Annotated in this window: 20 protein-coding genes and 1 riboswitch; of the genes, 12 read left to right on the top strand and 8 right to left on the bottom strand. The window is 57.5% G+C overall.

The window, feature by feature from the left end; all coding sequences use genetic code 11:
• Positions 1-194: 194 nt before the first annotated feature.
• Positions 195-905, bottom strand: a complete 711-nt coding sequence (locus ACJY2L_RS17380; protein WP_439214473.1) for a UTRA domain-containing protein — start codon at positions 903-905, stop codon at positions 195-197.
• 179 nt (positions 906-1,084) lie between these two features.
• Here ACJY2L_RS17380 and ACJY2L_RS17375 point away from each other — a divergent pair, with 179 nt between their 5' ends.
• The 6 genes from ACJY2L_RS17375 to ACJY2L_RS17350 all read left to right on the top strand — a co-directional run bounded on the left by ACJY2L_RS17375 (position 1,085) and on the right by ACJY2L_RS17350 (position 7,328).
• The gene (locus ACJY2L_RS17375; protein WP_439214474.1) at positions 1,085-2,140 is read left to right on the top strand and encodes an ABC transporter substrate-binding protein; all 1,056 of its coding nucleotides are present in this window, start codon (positions 1,085-1,087) and stop codon (positions 2,138-2,140) included.
• Between the two features lie 9 nt (positions 2,141-2,149).
• A complete protein-coding gene (locus ACJY2L_RS17370) occupies positions 2,150-2,962 on the top strand; it encodes an alkaline phosphatase family protein (protein ID WP_439214475.1) in 813 nt (270 codons plus the stop codon).
• Entirely contained in the window at positions 2,959-3,798 is an 840-nt protein-coding gene (locus ACJY2L_RS17365; protein WP_187488321.1) for an ABC transporter permease subunit, read from the top strand. The genes ACJY2L_RS17370 and ACJY2L_RS17365 overlap by 4 nt, the downstream gene beginning before the upstream one ends.
• A 13-nt stretch (positions 3,799-3,811) precedes the next feature.
• Positions 3,812-4,597, top strand: coding sequence for an ABC transporter permease (locus ACJY2L_RS17360; protein ID WP_439214476.1), 786 nt, complete (start codon positions 3,812-3,814; stop codon positions 4,595-4,597).
• 2 nt (positions 4,598-4,599) lie between these two features.
• A complete protein-coding gene (locus ACJY2L_RS17355; protein ID WP_439214477.1) occupies positions 4,600-5,592 on the top strand; it encodes an ABC transporter ATP-binding protein in 993 nt (330 codons plus the stop codon).
• A 110-nt stretch (positions 5,593-5,702) separates the two neighbouring features.
• Positions 5,703-7,328 (top strand): Na/Pi cotransporter family protein, encoded by a 1,626-nt coding sequence (locus ACJY2L_RS17350; protein ID WP_439214478.1) that lies wholly within the window; start codon positions 5,703-5,705, stop codon positions 7,326-7,328.
• Positions 7,329-7,367: 39 nt separating this feature from the next.
• Here the strand turns inward: ACJY2L_RS17350 and panS are convergent, their stop codons facing one another.
• The 4 genes from panS to ACJY2L_RS17330 form a co-directional block, all read right to left on the bottom strand.
• Positions 7,368-8,285, bottom strand: a complete 918-nt coding sequence (gene panS / locus ACJY2L_RS17345; RefSeq protein ID WP_067434336.1) for a ketopantoate/pantoate/pantothenate transporter PanS — start codon at positions 8,283-8,285, stop codon at positions 7,368-7,370.
• Between the two features lie 168 nt (positions 8,286-8,453).
• A complete protein-coding gene (gene aqpZ / locus ACJY2L_RS17340) occupies positions 8,454-9,149 on the bottom strand; it encodes an aquaporin Z (RefSeq protein WP_209501137.1) in 696 nt (231 codons plus the stop codon).
• A gap of 197 nt (positions 9,150-9,346) precedes the next feature.
• Positions 9,347-10,702 carry a lysine-sensitive aspartokinase 3 gene (gene lysC, locus ACJY2L_RS17335; RefSeq protein WP_439214479.1) on the bottom strand — a complete coding sequence of 452 codons (1,356 nt, stop codon included), beginning with the start codon at positions 10,700-10,702 and terminating at the stop codon, positions 9,347-9,349.
• 202 nt (positions 10,703-10,904) lie between these two features.
• Positions 10,905-11,100, bottom strand: a riboswitch (Lysine riboswitch).
• Between the two features lie 37 nt (positions 11,101-11,137).
• Positions 11,138-12,958 carry a cation:proton antiporter gene (locus tag ACJY2L_RS17330; protein ID WP_439214480.1) on the bottom strand — a complete coding sequence of 607 codons (1,821 nt, stop codon included), beginning with the start codon at positions 12,956-12,958 and terminating at the stop codon, positions 11,138-11,140.
• Between the two features lie 218 nt (positions 12,959-13,176).
• On the opposite strand from ACJY2L_RS17330, the gene pgi reads away from it, so the two are divergent.
• The gene (gene pgi / locus ACJY2L_RS17325) at positions 13,177-14,823 is read left to right on the top strand and encodes a glucose-6-phosphate isomerase (RefSeq protein WP_187486441.1); all 1,647 of its coding nucleotides are present in this window, start codon (positions 13,177-13,179) and stop codon (positions 14,821-14,823) included.
• 54 nt (positions 14,824-14,877) lie between these two features.
• Here pgi and glgX read toward each other — a convergent pair whose 3' ends face one another.
• The 3 genes from glgX to treZ form a co-directional block, all read right to left on the bottom strand.
• Complete coding sequence (gene glgX / locus ACJY2L_RS17320) at positions 14,878-16,953, bottom strand: glycogen debranching protein GlgX (protein ID WP_439214481.1); 2,076 nt, start codon at positions 16,951-16,953, stop codon at positions 14,878-14,880.
• A gap of 70 nt (positions 16,954-17,023) precedes the next feature.
• Positions 17,024-19,555: a malto-oligosyltrehalose synthase gene (treY, locus tag ACJY2L_RS17315; protein ID WP_439214482.1), complete on the bottom strand. Its 2,532-nt coding sequence runs from the start codon at positions 19,553-19,555 to the stop codon at positions 17,024-17,026.
• Positions 19,552-21,339 carry a malto-oligosyltrehalose trehalohydrolase gene (gene treZ, locus ACJY2L_RS17310; protein WP_067434310.1) on the bottom strand — a complete coding sequence of 596 codons (1,788 nt, stop codon included), beginning with the start codon at positions 21,337-21,339 and terminating at the stop codon, positions 19,552-19,554. The genes treY and treZ overlap by 4 nt, the downstream gene beginning before the upstream one ends.
• 876 nt (positions 21,340-22,215) lie before the next feature.
• On the opposite strand from treZ, the gene yjbE reads away from it, so the two are divergent.
• From yjbE to psiE, 5 genes are all read left to right on the top strand, one after another.
• Positions 22,216-22,464, top strand: a complete 249-nt coding sequence (gene yjbE / locus ACJY2L_RS17305; protein WP_187486443.1) for an exopolysaccharide production protein YjbE — start codon at positions 22,216-22,218, stop codon at positions 22,462-22,464.
• Between the two features lie 75 nt (positions 22,465-22,539).
• Complete coding sequence (locus ACJY2L_RS17300) at positions 22,540-23,187, top strand: YjbF family lipoprotein (protein ID WP_187486444.1); 648 nt, start codon at positions 22,540-22,542, stop codon at positions 23,185-23,187.
• Positions 23,184-23,927 (top strand): capsule biosynthesis GfcC family protein, encoded by a 744-nt coding sequence (locus ACJY2L_RS17295; RefSeq protein ID WP_187488316.1) that lies wholly within the window; start codon positions 23,184-23,186, stop codon positions 23,925-23,927. The genes ACJY2L_RS17300 and ACJY2L_RS17295 overlap by 4 nt, the downstream gene beginning before the upstream one ends.
• The gene (locus ACJY2L_RS17290) at positions 23,927-26,017 is read left to right on the top strand and encodes a YjbH domain-containing protein (RefSeq protein WP_439214483.1); all 2,091 of its coding nucleotides are present in this window, start codon (positions 23,927-23,929) and stop codon (positions 26,015-26,017) included. Before ACJY2L_RS17295 ends, ACJY2L_RS17290 begins: the two co-directional genes overlap by 1 nt.
• Before the next feature lie 135 nt (positions 26,018-26,152).
• Positions 26,153-26,548, top strand: a complete 396-nt coding sequence (psiE, locus tag ACJY2L_RS17285) for a phosphate-starvation-inducible protein PsiE (RefSeq protein ID WP_067434291.1) — start codon at positions 26,153-26,155, stop codon at positions 26,546-26,548.
• Position 26,549: the final 1 nt, after the last annotated feature.

Genomic DNA, 26,549 nt, shown 5'->3' with positions numbered 1-26,549 from the left:
AAAGCTCAAAGCTCAAAGCTCAAAGCTCAAAGCTCAAAGCTCAAAGCTCAAAGCTCAAAGCTCAAAGCTCAAAGCTCAAAGCTCAAAGCTCAAAGCTCAAAGCTCAAAGCTAAAAGCTCAAAGCTAAAAGCTAAAAGCTAAAAGCTAAAAGCTAAAAATGTGGTCTTAAAGAACCTTAAATGGTGGGCAAGATGTCAGGCTTCAACATCGACGCAGAGGGCGTCGTAGCGCCAGTATTCGTGGTCGCAGTCGATGATGCGGTTGTGCTGGTCGCGGTTGATGCGGGTGATGAACAAGCCGGGGCTGCCGGCGGCGACTTTCAGGGCGGGGGCGGCGAAGGCGGGAAGTGGGCCCGGCAGGATGGTGAAGCGCACACCGCCGTATTGGATGCCGTAACGCTGTGAATAGAGTTCGGTGAGTGAGCGGGTCAAATCGGCGGTTAACAGACCGGGAAACCAGACAGGATTCAGATAATGTTCAACGTAAAGCACCGCGCGGCCGTCGATGCGTCGCAGACGGCTGATGCGCCAGGCTTCTTCGCCGGGGTGCATTGCCAGCGTTTGCGCTAATGCATGATCCAGCGTCACCGGCCGTGCGTCGAGCACTTCGGTCTCGGCGACGCGGCCCTGACGCTCGACCATGGCGTGAAAATGGCTGCGATGCAGCGGGTTGTAAATCAATCGCGGCGGGGCGACAAACCAGCCACGGCGTAACTCGCGGTAAATCTTACCCTGCTGTTCAAGCTGGCCCAGCGCCTCGCGTAGCGTGATCCGCGTGGTGCGATAATGCTCGCTGAGTTCACGTTCCGCAGGCAGGCGATCGCCCTGATGAAACTCGCCCGCCGCAATCCTTGCAACCAGCGCCCGACCGATCGCGTCGGCAGTGGTCAGCAGCAATTTTCCCATCGTCTTAGCCTCATTTAAGGGCGTGCTGCACCGTAATAGCGCTGGCACGGCATAATTACACCACATCATCGCGCTGTCGCCGCGCTGAAATAAAAGCGTCACACCGCCAGGCTAGATTGGCTCGGATTTTGCTGGACTAGACCAGCACGCCATCCAACTTATCACCTGGAGCAACAGCTATGAAACCTTTGTTCGTCTCTCTGTTAGCCAGTTCGATTCTCTGTGCATTTTCGGCGGCGAACGCTGCGGATAACGCGGCGCTGGAAAAAGCAGCCAAAAGTGAAGGCCAGGTCAACAGCGTTGGTATGCCAGATACCTGGGCCAACTGGAAAGGGACCTGGAGCGATCTCAGCAGCAAGTACGGTTTACAACATAGCGACACCGACATGTCTTCTGCCCAGGAGATTGCCAAGTTTGCCGCCGAGAAAAGCAACGCCAGCGCGGACATCGGTGATGTTGGCGCGGCATTCGGTCCGGTCGCGGTGGCCAAAGGCGTTACGCAACCCTATAAGCCGAGCCACTGGGATCAGGTCCCGGACTGGGCAAAAGACACAGAGGGACATTGGGCGCTGGCCTATACCGGCACCATCGCCTTTCTGGTGGATAAGCAGCAGATCAAAGATATTCCTCACAGCTGGGCCGATCTGAAAAAGGGCAAATATACCGTCACCATTGGCGATGTCGGCGTGGCAGCGCAGGCGGCCAACGGTGTGCTGGCGGCTAACTATGCGTTAGGCGGTGACGAAAAAGATCTCAAACCGGCGCTGGCCTTTTTTGGCGAGCTGGCGAAGCAGGGGCGGCTCGGCGTTACCGATCCGGTGATTGCTAACATCGAAAAAGGCGAAGTGCAGATGGCGGTGGTCTGGGATTTCAACGGCCTCAACTATCGTGATCAGATCGATAAAAATCGCTATGAAGTGGTTATCCCATCCGATGGCTCCGTGACCTCGGGCTACACCACCATTATCAACAAATATGCGAAGCATCCCAACGCCGCCAAACTGGCGCGCGAATACATCTTTTCTGATGCCGGCCAGATCAATCTGGCGCGCGGTTATGCCCGTCCAATTCGCGCAGAGCATCTGACGCTGCCCGCTGATGTGCAGGCGAAACTGCTGCCGCAGTCCGAATACAAGAGTGCCCGTCCGATCAAAGATCAGGCCGCGTGGGATAAAACCTCGAAGCTGCTGCCGCGCCTGTGGCAGGAAAACGTTGTGATCAATATGCAGCAGTAAGGAGTCGGCATGAAAGCGATCTTAGTGGTGCTGGATGGCCTGAGCAATCAGGTAGCGCAACATGCAATGGGCTATCTGCATGCCGAATGCGCGCAGGGAACCGGTGCGTATTACAGCCTGCGCTGTGAGCTGCCATCGCTGTCGCGTCCGCTTTATGAGTGCATTCTCACCGGCATCACGCCGGTGGCCAGCGGCATTGTGCATAACGGCATTAGCCGCCTGAGCAAAGCGCGCAGCCTGTTCCACTGTGCGCGTGATGCCGGATTAACCACCGCGGCGGCGGCGTACCACTGGGTCAGCGAACTCTATAATCGTACGCCATTCGTGGCCGCCCGCGATCGGCATACGCTGGCGCCTGAATTACCCATTCAGTACGGGCACTTTTATCACGATGATGGTTATCCCGATTCGCACCTGTTCGAAGATGCCGAAAGCCTGCGCCTTCGCTATCAACCTGATTTCCTGCTGATTCATCCCATGAACATCGACGATGCCGGTCATCGCCACGGCTTGCTGTCGGCGCAGTACCGCAATCGGGCGCGCATGGCCGACAGCTATCTGTCGCTCTGGCTGCCCGGCTGGCTGGCCGCAGGTTATCAGGTAATGATCACCGCCGATCACGGTATGAACGATGATCGCAGCCACGGCGGCACGCTGCCGGAGGAGACCGAGGTGCCGCTGTTTGTTTTCGGCGAGGCGTTCTCTCTGCAACCGGCGCTGCAACCGCGTCAAACCGAGCTGTGCGGCACGCTGTGCAACGTGCTTGGCGTGCCGCACGATAAGCCGGTCTGTCGCGGCTTGCTGGCGGAGTGCAGCCTGTGAAGGGCAAAGGCATCGCGCTGCTCTGCCTGCTGCCGTTCGCGTTGTTCTTCATCGCGTTCCAGATCGCCCCGCTGATCTGGATGGCAATCAACGCGTTCTGGAGCGATGTGGATCAACGCTGGGGCATTGATAACTATCGCGAGATTTTCGGCTCGCCGTTTTATCAACAGGCGTTTCGCTTCTCGCTGGATATTGCCCTGTGGTCGAGCCTGTATGGCTTGCTGATTGCGCTGGTGGCGGGTTACTCGCTCAGCCAGCTGGGCGAAGGGCGACTGCACCGCTTTATGCTCTCTTTCACCAATATGACCAGTAACTTCGCCGGTGTGCCGTTGGCCTTTGCGTTTGTGATTTTGCTGGGCCTCAACGGCTGCCTGACGCTGCTGCTGCGCAACCTGGGCATGGCGGCAAGCTTTCGGCTCTACTCGCGCGACGGCATGATTCTGGTTTACACCTGGTTTCAGATCCCGCTTGCGCTGCTGCTGCTCTATCCGGCGTTTATCGGGCTGCGCAAAGAGTGGCAGGAGTCGGCTTCGCTGCTTGGCGCCAGCCGCGCGCGTTACTGGTGGCACATCGGCCTGCCGATTCTTTCACCGGCGCTGCTGGGCACTTTTGTTATTTTGCTGGCGAATGCGCTGGGCGCATACGCCACTATCTACGCGCTAACTACCGGCAACTTCAACGTCGTGCCGGTGCGCATTGCGGCACTGGTCTCGGGCGACATTTCACTCGATCCCAACATGGGCAGCGCGCTGGCGATGCTGCTGGTGGCGATCATGACGGTGATCACTCTGATTCATCAATGGCTGCTGCGCCGCAGCTGGCTACAGGCTAAATAGGCGGGAGAGGGCGATGACGCGAGGAGAACGACTATGGCATCAGCTGATGGTCGCGGCACTGCTGCTGATTCTGGCGCTGCCACTGCTGGCCACGCTGCTTTATGCAATTTCCAACAGCTGGAACGGCACCCTTTTGCCGCGCGGCTACACGCTGCGCTGGCTCTATGCGCTCTGGAGCGATACGCGCTTCCTGACCGCGCTGTGGCATTCGCTGCTGATATGCGCGAGCGCCTTGCTGTTTTCGCTGCTGCTGGTGTTGCCCGCGATGTTCGCCATCGCCTGGTGGCTGCCGAAGCTGGATGCGCTGATGAACGTGCTGATTTTGCTGCCGTTTGCCGTGCCGCCTGTGGTCTCCTCGGTGGGATTGCTGCAGCTCTACTCCGGCGAGCCGCTGATGATCGCCGGTACGCCGTGGATATTGATCGGCTGCTATTTCACCATCGCACTGCCGTTTATCTATCGCGCCATCGCCAACAACATGCAGGCGATCAACCTGCGTGAGCTGATGGATGCGGCCAGCCTGCTCGGTGCCAGCACCTGGCGTGCGGCGCTGCTGGTGGTACTGCCTAATCTGCGTAAAGGCGCGACCATCGCCGTGCTGCTGTCGTTCTCTTTTTTGATCGGTGAATTTGTCTTCGCCAACATGCTGGTCGGTTCACGCTACGAAACGCTGCAGGTCTATCTCTACAACATGCGTAACGGCAGCGGCCATTTTACCAGCGCGCTGGTGATCTCCTATTTCTTCGTGGTGCTGCTGGTGACCTGGCTGGCAAACCGGCTTAATCGTGAGCGGAGCTAACAATGACCTATCTGGCCGTCAAACAGCTGAACAAGCGCTACGGCGCGACGCACATTTTTGAACAGATCGACTTCAGCGCCCGCGAAGGCGAGCTGGTAACGCTGCTCGGTCCCAGCGGCTGCGGTAAATCAACGCTGCTGCGTTGCCTGGCCGGACTGACCGAGGTCGACAGCGGAGAGATCCTGCTGCAGGGCAGCAATATTGTGCCGCTGCCGCCGCAGAAACGCACCATCGGCATGGTATTTCAGAGCTACGCGCTGTTTCCCAATATGACAGTGGAGAAAAATGTCGCCTTCGGCCTGAAGATGCAGAAGCTGTCGACGGAGACTATCCGCCAGCGGGTCGGCGAGGCGCTGGAGATGGTGGAGCTGAACGAGTTTGCCCGCCGCTATCCGCATCAGCTTTCGGGGGGCCAGTCGCAGCGCGTGGCGCTGGCGCGATCGCTGGTGACGCGTCCACGGCTGCTGCTGCTTGATGAGCCGCTGTCGGCGCTGGATGCGCGTATTCGCCGCCACCTGCGCGAGCAGATTCGCCGCATTCAGCAGGAGCTTAAGCTGACCACGCTGTTTGTCACCCACGATCAGGAAGAGGCGCTGAGCATGTCTGACCGTATCGTGCTGATGAACCGCGGCAAAATCGTGCAGAACGGCGATGCCGAAACGCTCTACACCCAGCCGGTCAACCTGTTTGCCGCCGGGTTTATTGGCAATTACAACCTGCTGAGCGCCGCCGAGGCGACGCAGTTGACCGGCCAGCCGTGGTATGGACAGATTGCTATTCGGCCAGAGTCGATCCAGCTTTGCGCGCCCGACAAAGGCATTGCGGCGGATATCCTCAGCCACAGCCTGCTGGGCAACATTATTCGCTACCGTGTGCGCGCGCAGGGCGTTGAATTATCAGTTGATGTCCTCAACCGCTCGCCCGACGATCTTCATGCCATCGGCAGAAAAATTGGTCTACAGTTAGAGCTATCAACGGTGCGCCAGGTGGTTTAACCCATGCGAAAAAGTCCATGGCGCAGCAAGATAACGTGTGAGCCGCTCTTCACGTCAGGCTGGGAGGTGAGTGTAACGAGTCAAGCCTGACGTCAAAGGAGTGCGTATCGGTGTTAACCCTGCTTAATTTACTCTCTGCCGTGGCGCTGCTGGTGTGGGGAACCCACATTGTACGCAGCGGCATCATGCGTGTTTTCGGCGCCGACCTGCGGCGCGTGCTCAGCCGCAGCATCGACAAAAAGCCGATGGCCTTTCTGGCCGGCATCGGCGTCACCGCGCTGGTGCAAAGCAGCAATGCCACCACCTTGCTGGTGACTTCGTTTGTCGCGCAGGGGCTGATGGGGCTGACGCCCGCGCTGGTCACCATTCTCGGCGCCGATGTGGGCACCGCGCTGATGGCACGTATCCTGACCTTCGATCTCAGCTGGCTTTCGCCGCTGTTTATCCTCTTCGGCGTGATCTTTTTCCTTGGGCGCAAGCAGTCGCGTGCCGGTCAGCTTGGCCGTGCCAGCATTGGTCTTGGGCTGATTCTGCTGGCATTACAGCTGATCGTCGAGGCGGCGAGGCCGATTACCCAGGCGTCAGGCGTACAGGTCATTTTCTCCTCGCTGACCGGCGATATCCTGCTGGATGCGCTGATCGGTGCGGTGTTTGCCATTATCAGTTACTCCAGCCTGGCTGCGGTGCTGATCACCGCGACGCTCACCGCCACCAACGTGATTAGCTTTCAGGTCGCGCTCTGTCTGGTGGTGGGCGCTAACCTGGGCAGCGGCCTGTTGGCGATGATCAACAACAGCGGCTCCAACGCGGCGGGCAAACGCGTGGCACTGGGCAGCCTGCTGTTTAAGTTTATCGGCTGCATTATTGTGCTGCCCTTTATCCACGTGCTGGCGCCGCAGCTCGATCGGCTGCCGGTCAACGATGAAGAGTTGGTGATCTTCTTCCACGTCTTCTACAACCTCATTCGCTGTCTGGTGATGGTGCCGTTTGCCGGCCCGATGGCCAGCCTGTGTCAGCGTCTGATTGCCGACGATACCGAGAGCGATGCGCGCATCAAGCCGAAGCATCTCGATCGTAGCTCACTGGATACGCCTGCGCTGGCGCTGGTTAACGCCGCGCGCGAAACCCTGCGCATGGGCGACGTACTGGAGCAGATGCTGAACACCTTCAATAACGTGATGCACGGCCAGCCGCGGGAAGATCGGGTGATACGGCGGCTGGATGACGATGTCGACGTGCTCTATACCGCCATCAAGCTCTATCTGGCACGCATGCCAAAAGAGGATCTGCCAGAGGCCGAGGCGAAGCGCTGGGCGGAGATTATTGAAATGGCGCTCAATCTTGAGCAGGCGGGCGATGTGCTGGAGCGTATGAGCGGCGACGTGGCGGACAAATCGCTGGCAACGCAGCGCGCGTTCTCGCCGGAAGGCTTGCAGGAGCTGGAAGTGATGCAGGAGAAGCTCAGGGCGAACCTGCAGCTCAGCCTGTCGGTGTTTCTGTCGCAGGATATCAACAGCGCGAAGAAACTGCGCCGCGCCAAGCATCGCTTTCGCATGCTCAACCGGCGCTATTCTCATGCGCACGTCAATCGTTTGCACCAGCAGAATGTGCAGAGCATCGAAACCAGTTCGCTGCACCTGGGCCTGTTAGGCGACATGAACCGCCTGAACTCGCTGTTTTGCGCCGTGGCTTACAGCGTGCTGGAGCAGCCGCCGGAAGAGCGCGAAGAGGAATAAAAAAGGGCGGCTCAGGCCGCTCTTTTTACGTCATGCCGATTACTTTTTCTTAATCGGTTTGCCGGACCAGTAGCCCGCCAGCAAGGAGCCGGAGAGGTTGTGCCAAACTGAGAACAGCGCGCCTGGCAGCGCCGCCAGCGGCGAAAAGTAGAGCTTGCCCAGCGTCGCCGCCAGACCGGAGTTCTGCATGCCCACTTCCAGCGCCAGCGTGCGGCAGGTCGACTCATCAAAGCCAAACAGCTTTCCGCCCCAGTAACCGCCAAGCAGGCCAATGGCGTTATGCAGCATCACCGCGGCGATCACCACCAGACCGACCGAACCGATAAAGCCCTGACTGCCCGCCACTACCGCGCTGATGATCAGCAGGATGCAGACCATTGAGAACGCAGGCAGATAGGGCTCGACGCGTCGCACCACGCCATTCAGCGTGTGATGGATAATCAGGCCCAGCGTGATCGGTATCAGCACAATTTTTATGATACTGAGCAGCATGCCCACCACATCGACCTGAATATGGGTATCGACGTAAAAACGGGTCAGCAGTGGCGTAGCGAAAACCCCGACCAGCGCGGAAACCGACGAGATGGTCACCGACAGCGCAACATCGCCTTTTGCCAGATAGATCATCACGTTGGAGGCAGTTCCGCTGGCGACGCTGCCGACCAGAATCATGCCGGCAGAGAGGTCGGGCGGCATATGAAACAGCTTCGCCAGCCCCCATGCGGCCAGCGGCATCACCAGATAGTGCAGAAAAGTGCCGGCAATCACCGGTGCCGGGCGCGTCAGCACGCGTTTGAAATCGCCAATATTCAGGGTGACACCCATACCAAACATGATCAGCATCAGTAGATAACTGACCCACGGGCCGATTGCCAGAAAGGTACCGGGAGAGTAATAAGCAGCAACGGAGAGCAGCACTGCCCACAGCGGGAACAGGCGGGTAACGGTGGCGAGCATAACCTTAGGTCCTTATTAGAATCAGAATAACGATGTGCCATAGCAAAAACCGGTGCGGCGACGCGCATCGGAACGAAATCATAACATCTCACTCTGGCTGAAAAACGCGGCGGGCCGGGCGGGGAGGAAAATGCGGATCGACTGCTGTCGATCCGCGAACGGGCAGACTTAATCCTCTGCTTTTTGCAGTAAATTCCGATAGATCACACCACCAAGTACCGCACCAACGATCGGCATCAGCCAGAACATCCACAGCTGGGACAGCGCCCAGGTGCCCTGAAACAGTGCCACGCCGGTGCTGCGCGCCGGGTTAACCGAGGTGTTGGTTACCGGAATGCTCACCAGGTGAATCAGCGTCAGCGCCAGACCGATAGCGATCGGGGCAAAGCCTGCTGGTGCACCTTTGTCGGTCGCGCCCATGATCACAATCAGGAACACGGCGGTCAGCACCACTTCGATAACCATACCGGCCAACAGGCTGTAACCGCCCGGCGAATGCTCGGCGAAACCGTTGCTGGCGAAGCCGCTGGCAGTAACGTCAAAGCCCGGCTGACCAGAAGCGACCAGATAAAGTACCGCCGCCGCCGCCGTCGCACCCGCCAGCTGAGCGATGATATAAGGCAGCGCCTGTGACAGAGGAAAACGTCCGCCAGCAATCAGGCCCAGCGTCACCGCCGGATTAAAATGGCCACCGGAAATATGGCCTACCGCGTACGCCATGATCAGCACGGTCAGGCCAAATGCCAGCGCCACGCCAGCGAAGCCGATGCCCAGCTGCGGGAACGCCGCGGCCAGTACGGCGCTGCCGCAGCCGCCCAATACCAGCACGAAGGTGCCGAGTAATTCAGCCATGAATTTTTGCATGTTGTTCTTCCATTGAATGCGCATAATTGCGGAGCGCGATTATCGGGTTAATCGCGGCGATGGCAATCGCCAGAAAGAAAAGTTGCTTAAAAACCAGGCGGTTTACGGATATTCGAGACGCGTCTCAGTACCAGTGGCGAACAATGGCTATAAAAAAGCCGGACGGCGTCCGGCTTAATCAGCAACAAAAAGCGGACTTATTCAAAGAGATTCTGATGCAGCGTCCGCACGACCTGCTCGGCATCGCCGCCAGGCACCAGAAAGCAGAGGTTATAGCTGCTGGCACCGTAGCAGATCAGGCGCAGGTTAAACGGCTCAAGCACGCCGAACACCTCTTTGCCAACGCCGCACGCTTGCGACAGCTTGTTGCCGATGATCGCCACCAGCGCCAGGTTCTCTTCCACTTCCACACGGCACAGCGATGACAGCTCGGTCAGCAGCGCCTGCGTCAACAGACTGCCGCCGGTTGAGGTGGAACCGGTGGTATCCAGCGTCAGGGCAATGCTCACTTCAGAGGTGGTGATCAGATCCACCGAAATGTCATGGCGCGCCAGAATGGTAAACACTTCCACCAGAAAGCCGCGTGCATGCAGCATGTTCAGGCTGTGCAGGGTGAGCAGCGTCTGCTTGCGGCGTAACGCCAGCGCACGGAACAGCGGCGGGTTTTCACTCTGGTTACAGACGATAGTGCCGCCCGCAGCGGGGTCTTTACTGGAGCCGACAAACACCGGAATATCGCTGCGTACCGCCGGCAGCAACGTCGCCGGATGCAGCACCTTGGCGCCAAAGGTCGCCATTTCAGCGGCTTCTTCAAAGGTGATCTCATCGATACGCTTGGCTGACGGCACCACGCGCGGATCGGTGGTGTAAATTCCCGGCACGTCGGTCCAGATATCAATACGCTGTGCCTGTAACGCTTCGCCGAGCAGGGCGGCGGAGTAGTCACTGCCGCCACGGCCGAGCGTGGTGGTGCGGCCCTTGCTTTCGCTGCCAATGAAGCCCTGGGTGATCACCAGCGCATCGCGCAGACGCGGTTTAAGCTGCTGGTCGACCAGCGAGGTCAGCGCCGCCCTATCCGGTTCGGCACGGCCAAAGCGATCGTTGGTGCGGATCACTTTGCGCACGTCAAACCATTCAGACGCGACGTGACGCTCACGCAGCACTTCCACAAACAGCAGCGTCGACATCAGTTCGCCGTGGCTGACCAGTTCGTCGGTGAGCGCGGTTGAAGTGGCCAGCGCGGCGCCTTCCGACAGCATGGCGACATTGTCGAGCATGCGGTCGATCTCTTCGCGAATGATATCGCCGTGCTGCAGGCGATCGATGATGGCGTACTGAATGTGACGGATCTCATCCAGCATCGCGGCACGCTGTTCCGGTTGCTGGCCTTCAGCCAGCGAGACCAGCAGGTTGGTAATGCCCGCCGAGGCGGAAAGCACCACCAGACGCACGTTGCTGTCGGCCAGCACCACATCGGCGCTGCGGTTCATAGCGTCAAAGTTTGCGACGCTGGTGCCGCCAAATTTGGCCACGATAAGGGTAGATTGAGACATGTAAACAACACCTCGTGTCAGGTTGCACCCATGATATTTCAAGCGGTTTAGTGCACATTTCGTGGGCCATGGCGCAGGGCGCTGGCGTCACGATAATGGCCATAGTCGCGCCACTCAAACGTGTTGGGTAAGTATTTTATCAGCCTTGGCACAAGGGGGGCACAGAAAAGGGAGAAGACGTAGATCGGCGGTCACTACGAGGTCACCCAGAAGCGCCCCACCTTGCGAAACGCCCGACTGCCGCACGTTTCTGGTGACAACCCAGAGGATTCAGCCCCTGTGGTCGACAGAACAACACGCCGCGTGTTGTTCCGCCTCGGCGTCGCTCCCCATTATGTGTTTTCAGCGGAAACGGCTCCTCTAACACACTACCTGGGCGACGCGCCTCTTCTGGCTTGCGCACGGGTGCGCAAGTAGGCGCATACAAATATCGGACTATGGCGCTGCTGTCAACGGTTCGCGGCCCGAAAGCGGCTCATTTTGCACCATGGCAATCAGCGTACAGGGCAGCGGTGGCGGGCTTTCACCGTCGAAAGCGTAGAGCGTGCCATCCTCTTTCTGGATAAACAGCGGCACCACGCTGCGGTTTTTCTCCAGATATTCCAGCCAGCCGAAGTTCTCATTCAGCCGCGTCGCTTTGATCACTGCGCCTTTGGCCAGTTGGCCGCTGAGCTGCGCATAGGTTTGCTCATGACCAAACAGCCGCTCATGACGACGGAAGCGCGGGTTTTCCCCTTTGCCGCGGCCACGCAGCTCGGCGCCGGAACGCACCGCGGCCACCTTCTTCTCGCCAAAAATATGGCTGAAGTGATAAACCGCCAGCGCGTTCTGATGGCGATTAGGCGACAGCGCCAGCACCTGCGCGGTTTCGCTGAGATCGAGATAGTTTTCCGCATGCTCCGACCAGGCGTTGCCGTAATAGGCCGGAATGCCGTCCATGCGCGCCTGACGATAATATTCCCAGCTGCTGTCGGTCAGCAGCACCGGAATATCAAGCTTTTGCAGCGCGGCAGCCAGCGCCCGCGCCACGCTGTTGGCACCGATGATCAGCACGCCGCGCGGCTGTTGCTGCTGTACGCGCAGCCAGCGTGCCATGGCGGCGCTGGTCAGACTCTGAACCACCACGGTGCCGATAATAATGGCAAACACCACCGTCACCAGCCGATCGGCGCCGGGATAACCGCTGCGCGCCAGCGTTAGGGCAAACAGCGCGCTGACCGCGGCAGCAACAATGCCGCGCGGCGCGATCCAGCTCAGCAGCACACGATCGCGCCAGTGCAGGCTGGATCCGGCGGTTGAGAGCGCAATACAGAGCGGCCGGGCGATAAACTGCACCACCAGCAGCACGCCAACCAGCGGCCAGCCCATCGCCAGCAGTGCGTTAATGTCGAGACGTGCGGCGAGGATGATAAACAGCGCCGAGATCAGCAGCGCTGACAACTCCTCTTTGAACGCGATAATCTCGGTGAGATCGACCTCGCGCATGTTTGCCAGCCAGATGCCCATCACCGTGACCGTCAGCAGGCCCGACTCATCGGCAATAGCGTTAGAGAGGCCAAACGCGGTCAGCATAATCGCCAGGACGGCAAAGTTTTGCAGGTAGCCCGGCAGCCAGACGCGGCGCAGCGCCAGTCCTACCAGCCAGCCAAACAGCGCGCCAGCGATCAGACCCACCGCCGCGGTCAGCCCCAGCGTCCAGAAAAGATGCGTTAACGATTCAGCCTGCTGACGTAGCACAATGAATTCAAACACCAGCAGAGTGAAAATAGCGCCAACCGGATCGATGACGATGCCTTCCCAGCGCAACACCTGATTAATCGCCGCATTGGGACGCACCACGCGCATCAGCGGCGCAATCACCGTGGGGCCGGTGACCACCGTCACCGAACCGACCAGCGCGGCCAGTTCAGGTGGAAAGCCGAGCAGGCCCCAGCAGGCGAGGCTGATCACCAGAAAGGTCACCAGCATGCCGATGGTCACCAGATTGCGCACCACGCCGCCGAGGCCGCGGATCTCCTCAACACGCAGCGTCAGTGCGCCTTCAAACAGGATGATCGCCACCGATAGCGAGACCAGCGGAAACAGCAGATCGCCAAACAGCGCATCAGGTTGCAAAACGTGCGTTACGGGGCCAAGGATTATGCCGAAAATCAACAGCGGTAAAATGGCAGGCAGGCGCAGTAACCAGGCGAGCCACTGGGCGGCAAGCGAGCTAAGCCCAATGATAACCAACAACAAAGGCGAGGAGAGCGCCATAAAATTTTTTCCTTTAAACGGCAAGAGTAGTCATACTGAAACGCATTGCGGACATCATCGTCGCAGCCTGAATTATAATTAGCCCCGGGCGAAACGCAGGATATTTGCTGCGTAATCATCGTCGTAGCCTGTTGCAGCAAAAGAAGAGCCATTTATCAGCAGCAGGTACCATAGCGCCCGGTCAGAATGACGGTTCTTAAATAAAAAAGAGTATTGCCATGAAAAATATCAATCCGACACAAACCGCTGCCTGGCAGGCCCTGCAGCAGCATTTTGAACAGATGAAAGATGTTACAATCGCCGATCTCTTTGCGCAGGATGGCGACCGTTTTGCAAAATTCTCCGCCACCTTTGACGATCAGATGCTGGTGGATTACTCCAAAAACCGCATCACCGCTGAAACGCTGGAAAAACTGCAGGCGCTGGCCAAAGAGACCGAGCTGGCCGAGGCGATTAAATCGATGTTTTCCGGTGAGAAGATCAACCGCACCGAAGATCGCGCCGTGCTGCATGTTGCATTGCGTAACCGCAGCAACACGCCGATCCTGGTCGACGGCAAAGATGTGATGCCGGAAGTCAACGCGGTGCTGGAGAAGATGAAGGCGTTCTCCGAGCGTATTATCAACGGCGAATGGAAAGGCTATACCGACAAGCCGATTACCGATGTGGTTAACATCGGCATTGGCGGCTCCGACCTCGGTCCGTTTATGGTTACCGAAGCGCTGCGCCCGTATAAAAACCACCTCAACATGCACTTTGTCTCCAACGTTGATGGCACGCACATCGCAGAAACGCTGAAAAAAGTGAACCCGGAAACCACGCTGTTCCTGGTCGCCTCAAAAACCTTCACTACTCAGGAAACCATGACCAACGCCCACAGCGCGCGCGACTGGTTCCTGAAAAGCGCCGGTGACAGCAGTCACGTGGCCAAGCACTTCGCCGCGCTCTCCACCAATGCTAAAGCGGTGGGTGAGTTCGGCATCGATACCAACAACATGTTTGAGTTTTGGGACTGGGTTGGCGGCCGTTATTCTCTGTGGTCAGCCATCGGTCTGTCGATCGTGCTGTCCGTGGGCTACGACAACTTTGTTGAGCTGCTCAGCGGCGCACACGCCATGGATCAGCATTTTGCTGCCACGCCATTTGAACAGAACCTGCCGGTGCTGCTGGCGCTGATCGGCATCTGGTACAACAACTTCTTCGGTGCTGAAACCGAAGCCATTCTGCCGTATGACCAGTACATGCACCGTTTCCCGGCGTACTTCCAGCAGGGCAACATGGAGTCAAACGGCAAGTATGTCGACCGCAACGGCAATCCGGTGGATTACCAGACTGGCCCAATCATCTGGGGCGAGCCGGGCACCAATGGTCAGCATGCGTTTTATCAGCTGATTCATCAGGGCACCAAGCTGGTGCCGTGCGACTTTATCGCACCGGCGGCCACGCATAACGCGCTGGCGGATCATCATGAAAAGCTGCTCTCTAACTTCTTTGCACAGACCGAAGCGCTGGCCTTTGGTAAAAGCCGCGATACGGTGGAAAAAGAGTTTACCGACGCCGGTAAATCAGCGGCTGACGTTGAGCACGTGGTGCCGTTCAAGGTGTTCGAAGGCAACCGTCCAACCAACTCCATCCTGCTGCGTGACATTACGCCGTTCAGCCTGGGAGCGTTGATTGCGCTGTATGAGCATAAGATCTTTACTCAGGGCGCCATTCTCAACATCTTCACCTTCGATCAGTGGGGCGTTGAGCTGGGCAAACAGCTGGCAAATCGTATCCTGCCTGAACTGGGCGGCGACGAGCAGATCAGCAGCCATGACAGCTCCACCAATGGCCTGATTAACCTGTATAAGTCCTGGCGCTAAGCGTTAAAGACGAAAAAAAAGCGGCTATGCAGCCGCTTTTTTTATGGGTAAAAATCAGGGACGTCTGAACAGGGCGATACTGCGACCTTCCAGTTCAAAATCCTTCTCTTTGGTGATCACCAAACCGCGATTCGCCGTATCAGAGGTGGTGAGTTCCAGCACCCAGCCGCCTTCACCAAACTGCGGAATGCGGAACGGCACGTTGCCTTCAAACGGGTTGAACAGCATCAGCACGTCATGCCAGAGGCCTTCCTGCTCCACCAGATCGGCACGGCCAATGTAGACGCCGATGGTTGAGCCTTCATCCCACTGCTCAGACTGCTGGAAACCGCCGCCAGCGTTGAACCACTTGATGTCCATGCCGTCGCGCCAGCTTTCGCGACGCAGCAGCGGCTGCTCAGCGCGCAGCCTGATGACTTCGCGGGTGAATTCGCGCAGCGCTTCAGCACTGGCGGGCAGGTTATCCCAATGCACCCAGGAAATTTCACTGTCCTGGCAATAGCCGTTGTTGTTACCCAACTGGCTGCGGCCAAACTCATCACCGGCCAGCAGCATTGGCGTGCCGTGCGAAAAGAGAATGGTGGCAAGGAAGTTGCGCTTCTGACGCTCACGCACCGCGTTGATGCCTTCGTCGTCGGTTGGGCCTTCGGCGCCGTAGTTGTAGGAACGGTTGTCGTTGTGGCCGTCGTTGTTATCTTCGCCGTTGTCGGTGTTGTGCTTCTCGTCGTAAGAGACCAGATCGTTAAGCGTAAAGCCATCGTGCGCGGTGATAAAGTTAACGCTTGCCCACGGACGACGGCCGCGCTGATCGTACAGGTCGCCGGAACCGAGCAGACGGGCGGCAAAGTCGGTCGCCACGTTGTTGCCTTTCCAGTATTCGCGCACCGTGTCGCGGTATTTATCGTTCCATTCTGCCCAGCCCGGCGGGAAGCCGCCAACCTGATAACCGCCAGGACCGATATCCCACGGCTCGCCGATCAGCTTCAGTTTTGACAGTACCGGATCCTGCATAATGGCGTCAAAGAAGCCGCTGCGCTCATCAAACCCTTCCGGCTCGCGGCCAAGAATGGTGCCGAGATCGAAGCGAAAACCGTCGATATGCATCGATTCTGCCCAGTAACGCAGGGAATCGAGGATCATCTGCAGCACGCGCGGATGCGAGGTGTTTACCGTGTTACCGGTGCCGGTGTCGTTGATGTAATACCGGTGCTGATCGGGCATGGTGCGATAATAGGAGAAGTTATCGATGCCTTTAAACGACAGCGTGGGACCGAGTTCGTTACCTTCGGCGGTGTGGTTATAGACCACGTCGAGAATCACCTCGATCCCGGCGTCATGATAGGCGCGCACCATATCGCGGAAGCCCTGAATGCCGTTCGGTCCGAAGTAGCGGGAAACCGGCGCAAAGAAGCCCAGCGTGTTATAGCCCCAGAAGTTTTTCAGCCCTTTGTCGAGCAGATGCTGATCGTCCGGGAACCAGTGCACCGGCAGCAGTTCTACCGAGGTGACGCCGAGGTTCTTGATGTAATCCACCACCGATTTGTGGCCCATGCCTTCATAGGTGCCACGCAGTTCTGGCGGCACCGCGCTGTTCAGCTGGGTAAAACCTTTGACATGGGTTTCGTAAATCAGCGTTTTTGGCCACGGAATCGACGGGCGATTCTCATCCTGCCAGTCAAATTCATTGGGATCGATAACGCGCGCTTTCGGCGTATACGGGCCGCTGTCGCGCGTATCAAAAGTCAGATCTTTATCTTCATGCAGCAGGTCGTAGGCAAAGTGCGCCTCGTTCCACTCAATATCACCGGCGATTTCGCGGGCGTAGGGATCGAGCAGCAGCTTGTTTGGGTTAAAGCGATGGCCGTTTTCAGGATCGTACGGACCGTGCACGCGGTAGCCGTAGAGCGCGCCGGGCTGCAGGCCGGGCACGTAGCCGTGCCACACTTCATGAGTATATTCCGGCAGGTCGAGCCTGCCGATTTCGTGCTGTCCGCTCTCATCATACAAGCAGAGTTCCACGCGCTCAGCGTTAGCCGAAAACAGGGCGAAGTTAACGCCCTGACCATCAAAATTAGCCCCGAGTTGCTGACTGTTTCCCGCAGTGATTTCAAAATGCTGATCGTTTGACATGTATGCCTCTTTTTCGCATCGCTATTTTTTTACGCCCCGCCGCGGCTAACCGCAAAGCAGGGCAATATCATCATTCACTGACGAGTATGAGTGGCGAACAACAATCCACGGATTCAAGGTCAATCCGATCCGCTAAGTGCATCTCTTCTCCGCTGAGCAGATCGCGGTAGCGGCGATCGGTCAGGTGCTCAGGCAGCACGATATCGGTATCGAGCCAGCGTTCAATATGCGGTCTGGCCAGGGTGCCGTGCAGCATGTCAAACACCCGATGTGGCGCGATAACAATCAGGGTCTTATCGCCTTCGGTGCGGACGTAAGCCAGGATCTTGTCGGCATATTTGCCCACCGCAGAGAGCGGCAGGTAATCGCCTTTACGGAACAGGTTGGGCTGCTGCTGACGGAAGCATAAAACCGTGGCGATCGTGTGCTGCTTCAGCTGGCCATTCATCCACACCGCTTCACTGTTGAAGTCGACATCCTGCGCATCGAGCATCTTTTCCAGTTCGTCATAGTCTGGCTCGCGGCGGTTATCGGGATCGACCAGGCTGAAGTTCAGCGCTTCGCTGCCCTGATAGATATCCGGTACGCCAGGCGCGGTCAGCTTGATCACGGTTTGCGTCAGGCTGTTTACCAGACCGGCGCGGATAAACGGTTGCAGCGACTGGGCAAAGTCGCGCAGAAACTCCTGATTGTCGGCGGACAGCAGGTGGCGTGCGTAATCCAGCACCGCGGTTTCATAAGCGTCATTGCTGTCGCCCCAGTCGGTGCGATCTTTCGCTTCGCGCAGCGCCTTTTCCACGTAGTCGTGGAAGCGGGTTTCCAGCGCCTGCAGGCCTTCGGCATCGTCCGGCTGCAAATCTGGCGGCCAGACACCGGCCAGCGCCTGAAACAGCATCCATTCGGTGGCCGGTTTGGGCGCAGGGCCATCTTCCAGCATCACCACTTTGGGCTGGTTCAACTGGCCCCAGCGCTCAACGCATTTTGCCCACTGCTGCGGCGCTTCGGTCAACGTATAGAGTCGCGCACGGGCATCTTCGCCGCGTTTGGTGTCGTGGGTTGAGGTGCCTGACAGCGCATCCGGCTGACGTTCAAGGCGCGTTTTCATTTCGGCGTGGAACAGATCCTGCGGGAACGCGCGCGGTACCGGTTCGGCACCCACTTCGTTCAACGCCAGCGCCATGTTCTGACGGAAAAACAGCGTATCTTCCACCGATTTGGCCATCAACGGTCCGGTCAACTGCTGGAAGCGAGTGCGGAAGTTGGTGGCATCGCTGGCTGACTCAGCGCTCACATCACCGGTAAGAATGGTGACAATGAAATCAAGCGCGTCGCTATCGGGCGCGTTATTGCTGCGTTTCACCTTGCGAACAATTTTTTGCAGCAGTTCAAGGTCGGCAGGCGGCATGCCTTCGGCGGTGCCGTAAGTGCGATAGACTGGGAAAGCCACCAGCAACGAGCGCAGCGCCGCACGGATCTCTTTCTCATCCGTTGCGTCGCCCTGTTTTTCACCGATGCCCAGCGCAAGGGTTAACAGCGTATTGAATTCCCCGGCAAAGTTGCGGCCCGCCATCAACAGCTTGGCCGAGCTTAACTCCGCGGTGATATCCAGCGTTCTGCCGCGTGACTCTTCATAGGCTTTGCGCAGCGCAGTGAGCTTCTCATCATCCACCAGCGCATTGGCCAGTGAGGCGATAAACTCATAGCCGGTGGTGCCGGAGATCGGCCAGTCTTCAGGCAGATGCTCGCCTTCACCGAGGATTTTCTCAACGGTGATATAGCAGTCGTCACCCGCTTCCTGGCGTAAGCGCTCAAGGTAACCTTTGGGATCGGCCAGGCCATCCACGTGATCGACGCGCAAACCGTCAACTGCCCCGCTGTGCACCAGCTCAAGGATCAGGCGATGTGAATCATCAAATACCGCCGGGTCTTCGACGCGCACGCCGACCAGACCGGTGATTTCAAAGAAACGGCGGTAGGAGAGATCGGTTGGCGCATCGCGCCACGACATCAGACGCCATGACTGGCGTTCGTGCAGCTCGGCAATCGCCGCTTTGTCGGTGAGCGCCAGAATCTCCTGTTCGCGGCCTTGCCAGGTTTCCGGGTTCAGCGGATAGCAGGTTTCGTAATAGGCGAAGGCGGGCTTGCCGGTCTCGGGATCGGCTTTGACGGTGATGTCGCCATTTTCCAGCGCCACTTCAAAGGTATCGCCGAGGAACGGCAGCGTCAGCGGACGTGACCAGTTGATATCGAAATGGTGGGCATAACGGCTTTTTTCGCCGTGCTCTACCACGTCGCGCCACCAGGCATTCTCCAGCGAAGCGGCCATGTGGTTCGGTACGATATCCAGAATCAGGCCTAAACCCGCCTCTTTCAGCGTTTTCGCCATGCGGTCAAAGCCTTCGCGACCGCCGATAGCGGGCTCAATTTCGTTGGCATCGGTTACGTCATAGCCGTGCGTCGATTCGCGAGTGGCGGTAAAAATGGGTGAAGCATACAGATGACTGATGCCCAGCCGTTTCATATAGGGCACCAGCGCCGCGGCACGGTCAAAGGTCATGCCGTTGCGGAACTGAATTCGGTACGTTGCGGTAGGAATGGTCATTGTGCATTTCTCGCGGCAAGACGAACGATAAGGGAGTGTTGCGGCAACGTATCGCTGGCGGCAGGCAAGGCAAAAATCGTCTCGCCCGGCATGTCCGGCAGCGGCTGCGCCGTTTCACCAATATTGAGCGCCATCGATAGCGTACCGGCCGGGAAAGTCCAGCTTACGGCAACAACGCCATCGCCGGTTTTGATCACCTTGCCGCTGTTGCCACCGGCGGTGGCGAGCAACGGAACGATATGCTGCTGACGCAGCGCCAGCAGCTCGCGGGTCATCGCCAGCCAGGCTTTGCCTTCGTTGCTGTCGAGTTTGTTCCAGTCGAGTTTCGACATCATGAACGTCGATTCGTCATTAGGATCGGGCACCGTTTCGCCTTCGTGTCCGGCATGGCCTTCAAATTCGCGGGCACGGCCTTCGCGCACCGCTTTGGCCAGATCGCCGTGGAAATCGGTGAAGAACAGGAAAGGCTGCGTTTCGCCATACTCTTCGCCCATAAACATCAGCGGGATGTGCGGAGAAAGCAGCAGCGTGGCGAGCAGCACTTTGGTGCGATCGGCGCCCGCCAGTGAAATCAGACGTTCGCCCTGCGCACGGTTGCCCACCTGATCATGGTTCTGAATAAAATCGACGAAGGCGACCGGCGGCTGGCCGGTGCTGTCAACGCCGCGTTTTTCACCTGACTGCGGCGATATCTCGCCCTGATAGGCAAAGCCTTCCGCCAGCACGCGGGCGACGCGTTTTTCCGGTTCGCCAGCAAAATCCTGGTAGTAAGCGTGCGATTCGCCGGTAGCAAACACGTGTACCGCATTGTGAAAATCGTCGTTCCACTCGCCGGTGAACAGCGGCACTGAACCGTCGGCTTCGCGCGGATGCAGGAAGGTCACGTTGCGGCTGTCTTCGGTAGTGAGATGAATCGGGCGATCGGTGATCTCAGCGCGGATACGCTCGGCGATATCAACCAGCACATGCTTGCTGGAATTATCTTCAATCTGATCGATGGCATCAAAACGCAGGCCATCGAGGTGATATTCCTGCAGCCAGAACAGCGGCGCCTCAACGATATAGCGACGCGCTTCTTCCACGTCGTAAGCGATACCGGCGCCCCATGGCGTCTCGCGCTCTTTATGGAAGAAATCGGGCGCCAGCAGCGGCAGATAGTTGCCTTCCGGGCCGAAGTGATTGAGCACGATATCCAGCACCACCGACAGGCCGTGATCGTGCGCGGCATCGACAAAGGCTTTGAAATCGTCAGGCGAACCGTAGGCAGCATGCGGTGCATAGAGCAGCACGCCATCGTAGCCCCAGCCGCGTGTGCCGCCAAACTGCGACAGCGGCAACACCTCCAGCATGGTGACGCCCAGTTCGGCCAGATAGGGCAGTTTTTCAATTGCCGCGCGGAAAGTGCCTTCCGGCGTAAAGGTGCCGAAATGCATCTCATACACCACCGCTTCTTCCCACGGACGACCGCGCCATTCGCTGTTGCGCCAGGCGTAAGCGGTGGGATCGATTACCAGCGATGGGCCGTTAACTTCATCTTTTTGCGCGCGGGAAGCGGGATCGGGCACCGCCATGCCGTCGGCGAGGACAAAATTGTACTCTGCGCCGGGCGCCACATTATCAACCTGCAGTTCGAACCAGCCGTTATCGGCGGGTGTCATCGGGGTCTCTTTACCGGCAAGCCTGAGCGTTACCTTTTCCTGGCCTGTTGCCCAAAGACGAAAGCGAACACGGTCTTCAGACACGTATTCAGCGCCCCAACTTTTCAGAAATGATTTGGACTTCATTCAATGGCCTCGTTTAACCCAAAAGTGAGCAATGCAAGGCACCAGCCGGACGGTCTCCGGTGATGCAAGTTCAATACCCTGACGGGCTAACCTGATGTGAATGCCGCACAGGATCGACGCGCCTGTCACAACCCGGAAAGGGTTGCCGCAGGAAGAGTGTGTTGGAACGGTTTGCGAGAGTCCTGGACACAGGCAGCATACGAAGAATAATCATAGACTAAGATGCGCAAAGTAAGGGTGCATCAGACAATGGCGCGGGTTGCCCGCACGTTACCGGTCGGGCCATGCTGCCGTCGGGGTAATTCAGGCCAGTGGGTAAACAGAGAGGCGGGCGAAGTATTCTGAAAAGAGGGTTTGCGTAGAACAGCAGATCGGGATAATCCTCGTGCCCGATTGCGCTATGTATCGCTATCCAGCGCACTGAGCGGAGCAAAATAGCGGGTATTAATAAGCAAAATATAGCAGGCATGGGCTTTTTGAGGTTTTAAGGGAAATATTGATGGAAGAAAAATCCTAAAAAGCTTCATTAATATATGGCCCTAATCTGTGAATAAAACATTTATAACATATTGAAATAAATAAGATTTATGGCAGCTATTTTCTGAGAAAATTCTTATTGCGAATAATTAAAAGTAAATTTAGGTAAAAAAGTGATTTGTCTCATTAAGACGCAAATTTACACATTAATATATCGTTTTAGCGGCTATTCAGCCGAAGCCCACCGCAGTAAATTCCCTTTCGTGCCGATTAACCGCTGGGTTGACCTCAGCACATGGACAGGTGTCCCACTAATTTCTTTATTTCGCTTGCCTTATACTGAGCGCGCCCGCACTCGCGGGCACCTTCTCCATTCATCCATATGAAGGGAAATACGTTATGAAAAAAGTGATATATCCGATCGCCATGTTGTGCGCGCTGGGCCTTTCTGCTCATGCGTTTGCCGCACCGGTTGAAGCGGGCGCTGCCGCTGGCGCGCAGGCGAATACGATCTCAACAGGAACGACCACGGCCGTGGGTATCGGCGCGCTTGGCGCGTTGGTGGGTGTCGGCATTGCGGCCTCTGGCGGCGGTGACGGGGCAAATACCGGTACAACAACCACGACCACGACAAGTACGACACGTTAATTAAATAACAATTAATCCATAACCACACCGCGGTGTGGTTATTTTTAGCTGGCAAGCTTATTTCAGGAACACACAGTGCGTCATATTCCATTGCTGGTTTTATGCCTGCTTTTGCAGGCCTGTACCCAGACGCAAAAAGGTCTGGAAGATACCGTTGAGTATGCCGTTAGCGGCCCGGGTGATGTCACCGTTACCGATCGTCAGGTTGCTGACCTGCCTTACGCCAGTATGTATTTGCGCGTGAACGACGGGCAGCGCATTTTTGTGGTGCTGGGCTACAACGAGCAGGGCCAGCAAAAGTGGGTCACGCAGGATAAAGCGATGCTGGTCACCGAACACGGTCGGCTGGTTAAAACGTTGGGCCTGAGTGACAACCTGCTGGATATCAACAATCTGCAAAACGATCCGCTGCGCGATCCGCTGCACCTGTCCGAACAGAGCAGCTGGACGCGCACGCTGAGCTGGACCGAGAACGGTCAACTGCGTGCCGCCACGGCGGTGTCTCACTTTTCACGCGGCACCGATGAGGTGCTGACGCTGGCAGGTGAAGCGGTGCCATGCCGCGTCTGGCTGGAAGAGGTCAGCGTCGATGCGCTGGGTAAACGCTGGCAGAACCGTTTCTGGATCGATAATTCCAGTGGTCAGGTGCTGCAAGCGGAACAGTCTCTTGGTGCAGATTATCTGCCTGTTGCCACCACCATTCTGAAGCCGGCGCAATCATGAAAAAAATCTCTTTAATACTGGCAGCGCTGCCGCTCTGCCTGACCGCCGCCGCGTGGGCGGATGCGCGGGTTAACGTGCATTTTGCCGGCAGTGATGCGGTGCAACAGCTCGATAAAATCAACAATGTGGCAGAGCTGGCAACGGCGCCTGCGCTGAACGGCCGTGGCTGGTGGCAGGGCGCACTGATTGCCGACAGCACCAGCAGCGCGGTTGCCCGCCAGCATTACCAAACGGTGATGGCGTCCCTGCGGGCGCTGGCCGCCGACAGTAGCGGCGAGGATGCGGCGGCGATCAACAGTTTGATTCAGCAGCTGAGCACGCTGAAGGTTGCCGGACGTCTGCCGGTTAATCTGGATGCTGACTGGGTGCGTCTGCGTCCGGAAGCCAACCGTACCTTACTGGGTGAATACGATCTTTGGCTGCCGACCAAACCTCATCAGGTGCTGCTGTTTGGCCTGATGCAGCAGCCAGGGCGTGTTGCCTGGCAGGCGGGCCAGGATGTGCGCGACTATCTGCAGGGACACGAGCGTCTGGCGGGCGGTGAACGCAGCGTGGTTACGGTGATTGCCCCTAACGGCGACACGCAGAGTGTGCCGATCGCCTACTGGAACCATCGCCACGTTGAAGTCATGCCGGGAAGTATCATCTGGCGCGGCTTTTCCAGCTGGGCACTGCCTGGCGCCTATGACGATCTCAACCAACAGATCGTGACCCTTCTCTCGCAGCGGATCCCTGACTGATGAAAACACGTTATTTACTCAGCCTGGCGGCGGTCTCTGTTGCAGCGGCCTGTCAGGTGCAGGCGGCGAGCTGGGAAGCACCCGTTGGCCCATCGCAATCTGACTTTGGCGGCGTCGGCCTGCTGCAGGTTCCTACCGCGCGAATGGCGAAAGAGGGCGAGTTCAGCCTGAACTTCCGCGATAACGATCAGTATCGTTACTACTCGGCATCACTGCAGCTGTTCCCGTGGCTGGAAACCACCGTGCGTTACACCGATGTGCGCACGCGCCGCTACAGCGCCGTCGACAGCTTCAGTGGCACACAGAGCTACAAAGATAAGGCGTTCGATCTCAAACTGCGCCTGTGGCAGGAAGGGTACTGGCTGCCAGAAGTGGCGCTGGGCACGCGCGATCTCGGCGGCACCGGCCTGTTTGACAGCGAATATCTGGTTGCCAGCAAAGCCTGGGGACCCTTTGATTTCACCTTTGGCCTCGGCTGGGGCTATATCGGCAACAGCGGCAACGTTAAAAACCCGTTCTGTGAATACAGCGACAGCTTCTGTAATCGCGGGGGTGATAACACCGCCGGGTCGATCAACGGCTCGCAAATGTTCCACGGTCCGGCGGCGCTGTTTGGCGGCGTTGAATACCAGACGCCGTGGCAGCCGCTGCGCCTGAAAATGGAATATGAAGGCAACGATTACCAGAATGACTTTGCCGGTCAGCTGGAGCAGCGCAGCAAGGTCAACGTTGGCGCGATTTATCGTGTTACCGACTGGGCCGATGTCAACGCCAGCTATGAGCGTGGCAACACCTTCATGTTCGGCGTCACTATTCGCACCAACTTTAACGAGCTGCGTCAAAGCCACATCGACAGCAGCAAGCCCGCTTACGATCCGCATCCTCAGCCGCTGCTGTTGCAGTCAACCGTGGTGGCGGATCAGCTCACCGATCTGAAATATAATGCCGGTCTCGACGCGCCGAAGGTTCAGGTTAAAGGCAACACGCTGTACGTCAGCGGCGAGCAGTATAAATATCGCGATACCGTTGAAGGCGTGGATCGCGCCAATCGCATCGTGATGAATAACCTGCCGGAAAATATCGACACCATTCGCGTGACGCAGACCCGCTTCAATCTGCCGCAGGTGACCACCGAGACTAACGTCGCCAGCCTGCGTCAGTCGCTGACCGGTTATCCGCTGGGCCATGAGCAGAAGCTGGCGCAGAAACGCGTCGATCCGGTTGATCCGGGCGCGACCGAACAGGGGCTGTTTATCGCGCCAGAGCGCCTGAACTTCAACCTGTCGCCGGTGCTGAATCAGTCGGTTGGCGGCCCGGAGAGTTTCTATCTCTATCAGGTCGGCGTGATGGCGAACCTCGATTACTGGTTTACCGATCACCTGCTGGTGGGCGGCAGCCTGTTCGGTAACCTCGCTAACAACTACGACAAGTTCAACTACAACGGCGCGCCATCTGACTCCTCGCTGCCGCGCGTGCGCACGCATATTCGTGATTACGTTGATAACAATGTCTACGTCAACGATTTGCAGGCGAACTACATGGGCCAGCTCGGCAACGGCTTCTATGGCCAGCTCTACGGCGGCTATCTGGAAACCATGTATGGCGGCGTCGGCGGCGAAGTGCTTTATCGCCCGCTCGACTCACGCTGGGCGGTGGGCGTAGACGCCAACTATGTTCGCCAGCGCGACTGGGACAACATGATGAAGTTCAACGATTACAAGGTACCAACCGGCCATATCACCGGCTACTGGCAGCCTGAATTCGTGGATAACGTGCTGTTGAAAATGAGCGTGGGGCAATATCTGGCGAAGGATAAAGGCGTTACCGTCGATCTGTCGAAGCGCTTTGACAGCGGCGTGCTGGTGGGGGTTTACGCGACCAAAACCAACGTCTCGGCAGATGAGTATGGCGAAGGCGACTTCACCAAAGGCTTCTATATTTCGATTCCGCTGGATCTCTTCACCGTCACGCCAAACCGTGGCCGTGCGCAGGTCAACTGGACGCCGCTGACGCGCGACGGCGGTCAGATGCTCGGCAGGAAATATCAGCTCTACAATCTCACCAGCGATCGCGATATTCGCTGGCAGTAAGGCAGACAGGGCGGGGATTCCCGCCCTTTTTTCATCCCATCCCCGCTTTTTCCACTTTCTCGTTCTGTGTCATATTGTGATCCAGCTCACAACCCATCATGATAGCGCTAATTTTCAATGATCTAAGGGCATGACATGACAGGCAAACATATTGCCACCGGCCTGCAGTGGGTGCTGAATACCGGCCTGCTGATTCTCGCTATTATCCTGATTATCTTTCTCGGCAAAGAGACCATTCATCTCGCCAATGTGCTGCTTAATATGGGCGAGCAGGAATCCTCATTTCTGCTGATCGAAGGCATTGTGATCTATTTTCTCTACTTCGAGTTTATTGCGCTGATCATTAAGTACTTTCAGTCGGGCTACCATTTTCCGATGCGCTATTTTATCTACATCGGCATTACCGCCATTATTCGGCTGATCATTGTCGATCATAAAAACCCGTTTGATACGCTCTGTTACTCCGCGGCGATTCTGATTCTGGTAATGACGCTGTGGCTGGCGAACAGCAACCGCCTGCGCCGGGAATAAA

It is taken from the genome of Duffyella sp. Ts4, from assembly GCF_051851875.1.
GTDB lineage: Bacteria > Pseudomonadota > Gammaproteobacteria > Enterobacterales > Enterobacteriaceae > Duffyella > Duffyella gerundensis.
Note: the sequence above shows the minus strand (reverse complement) of the source record. Positions and strands in the feature narration are given on the sequence as shown.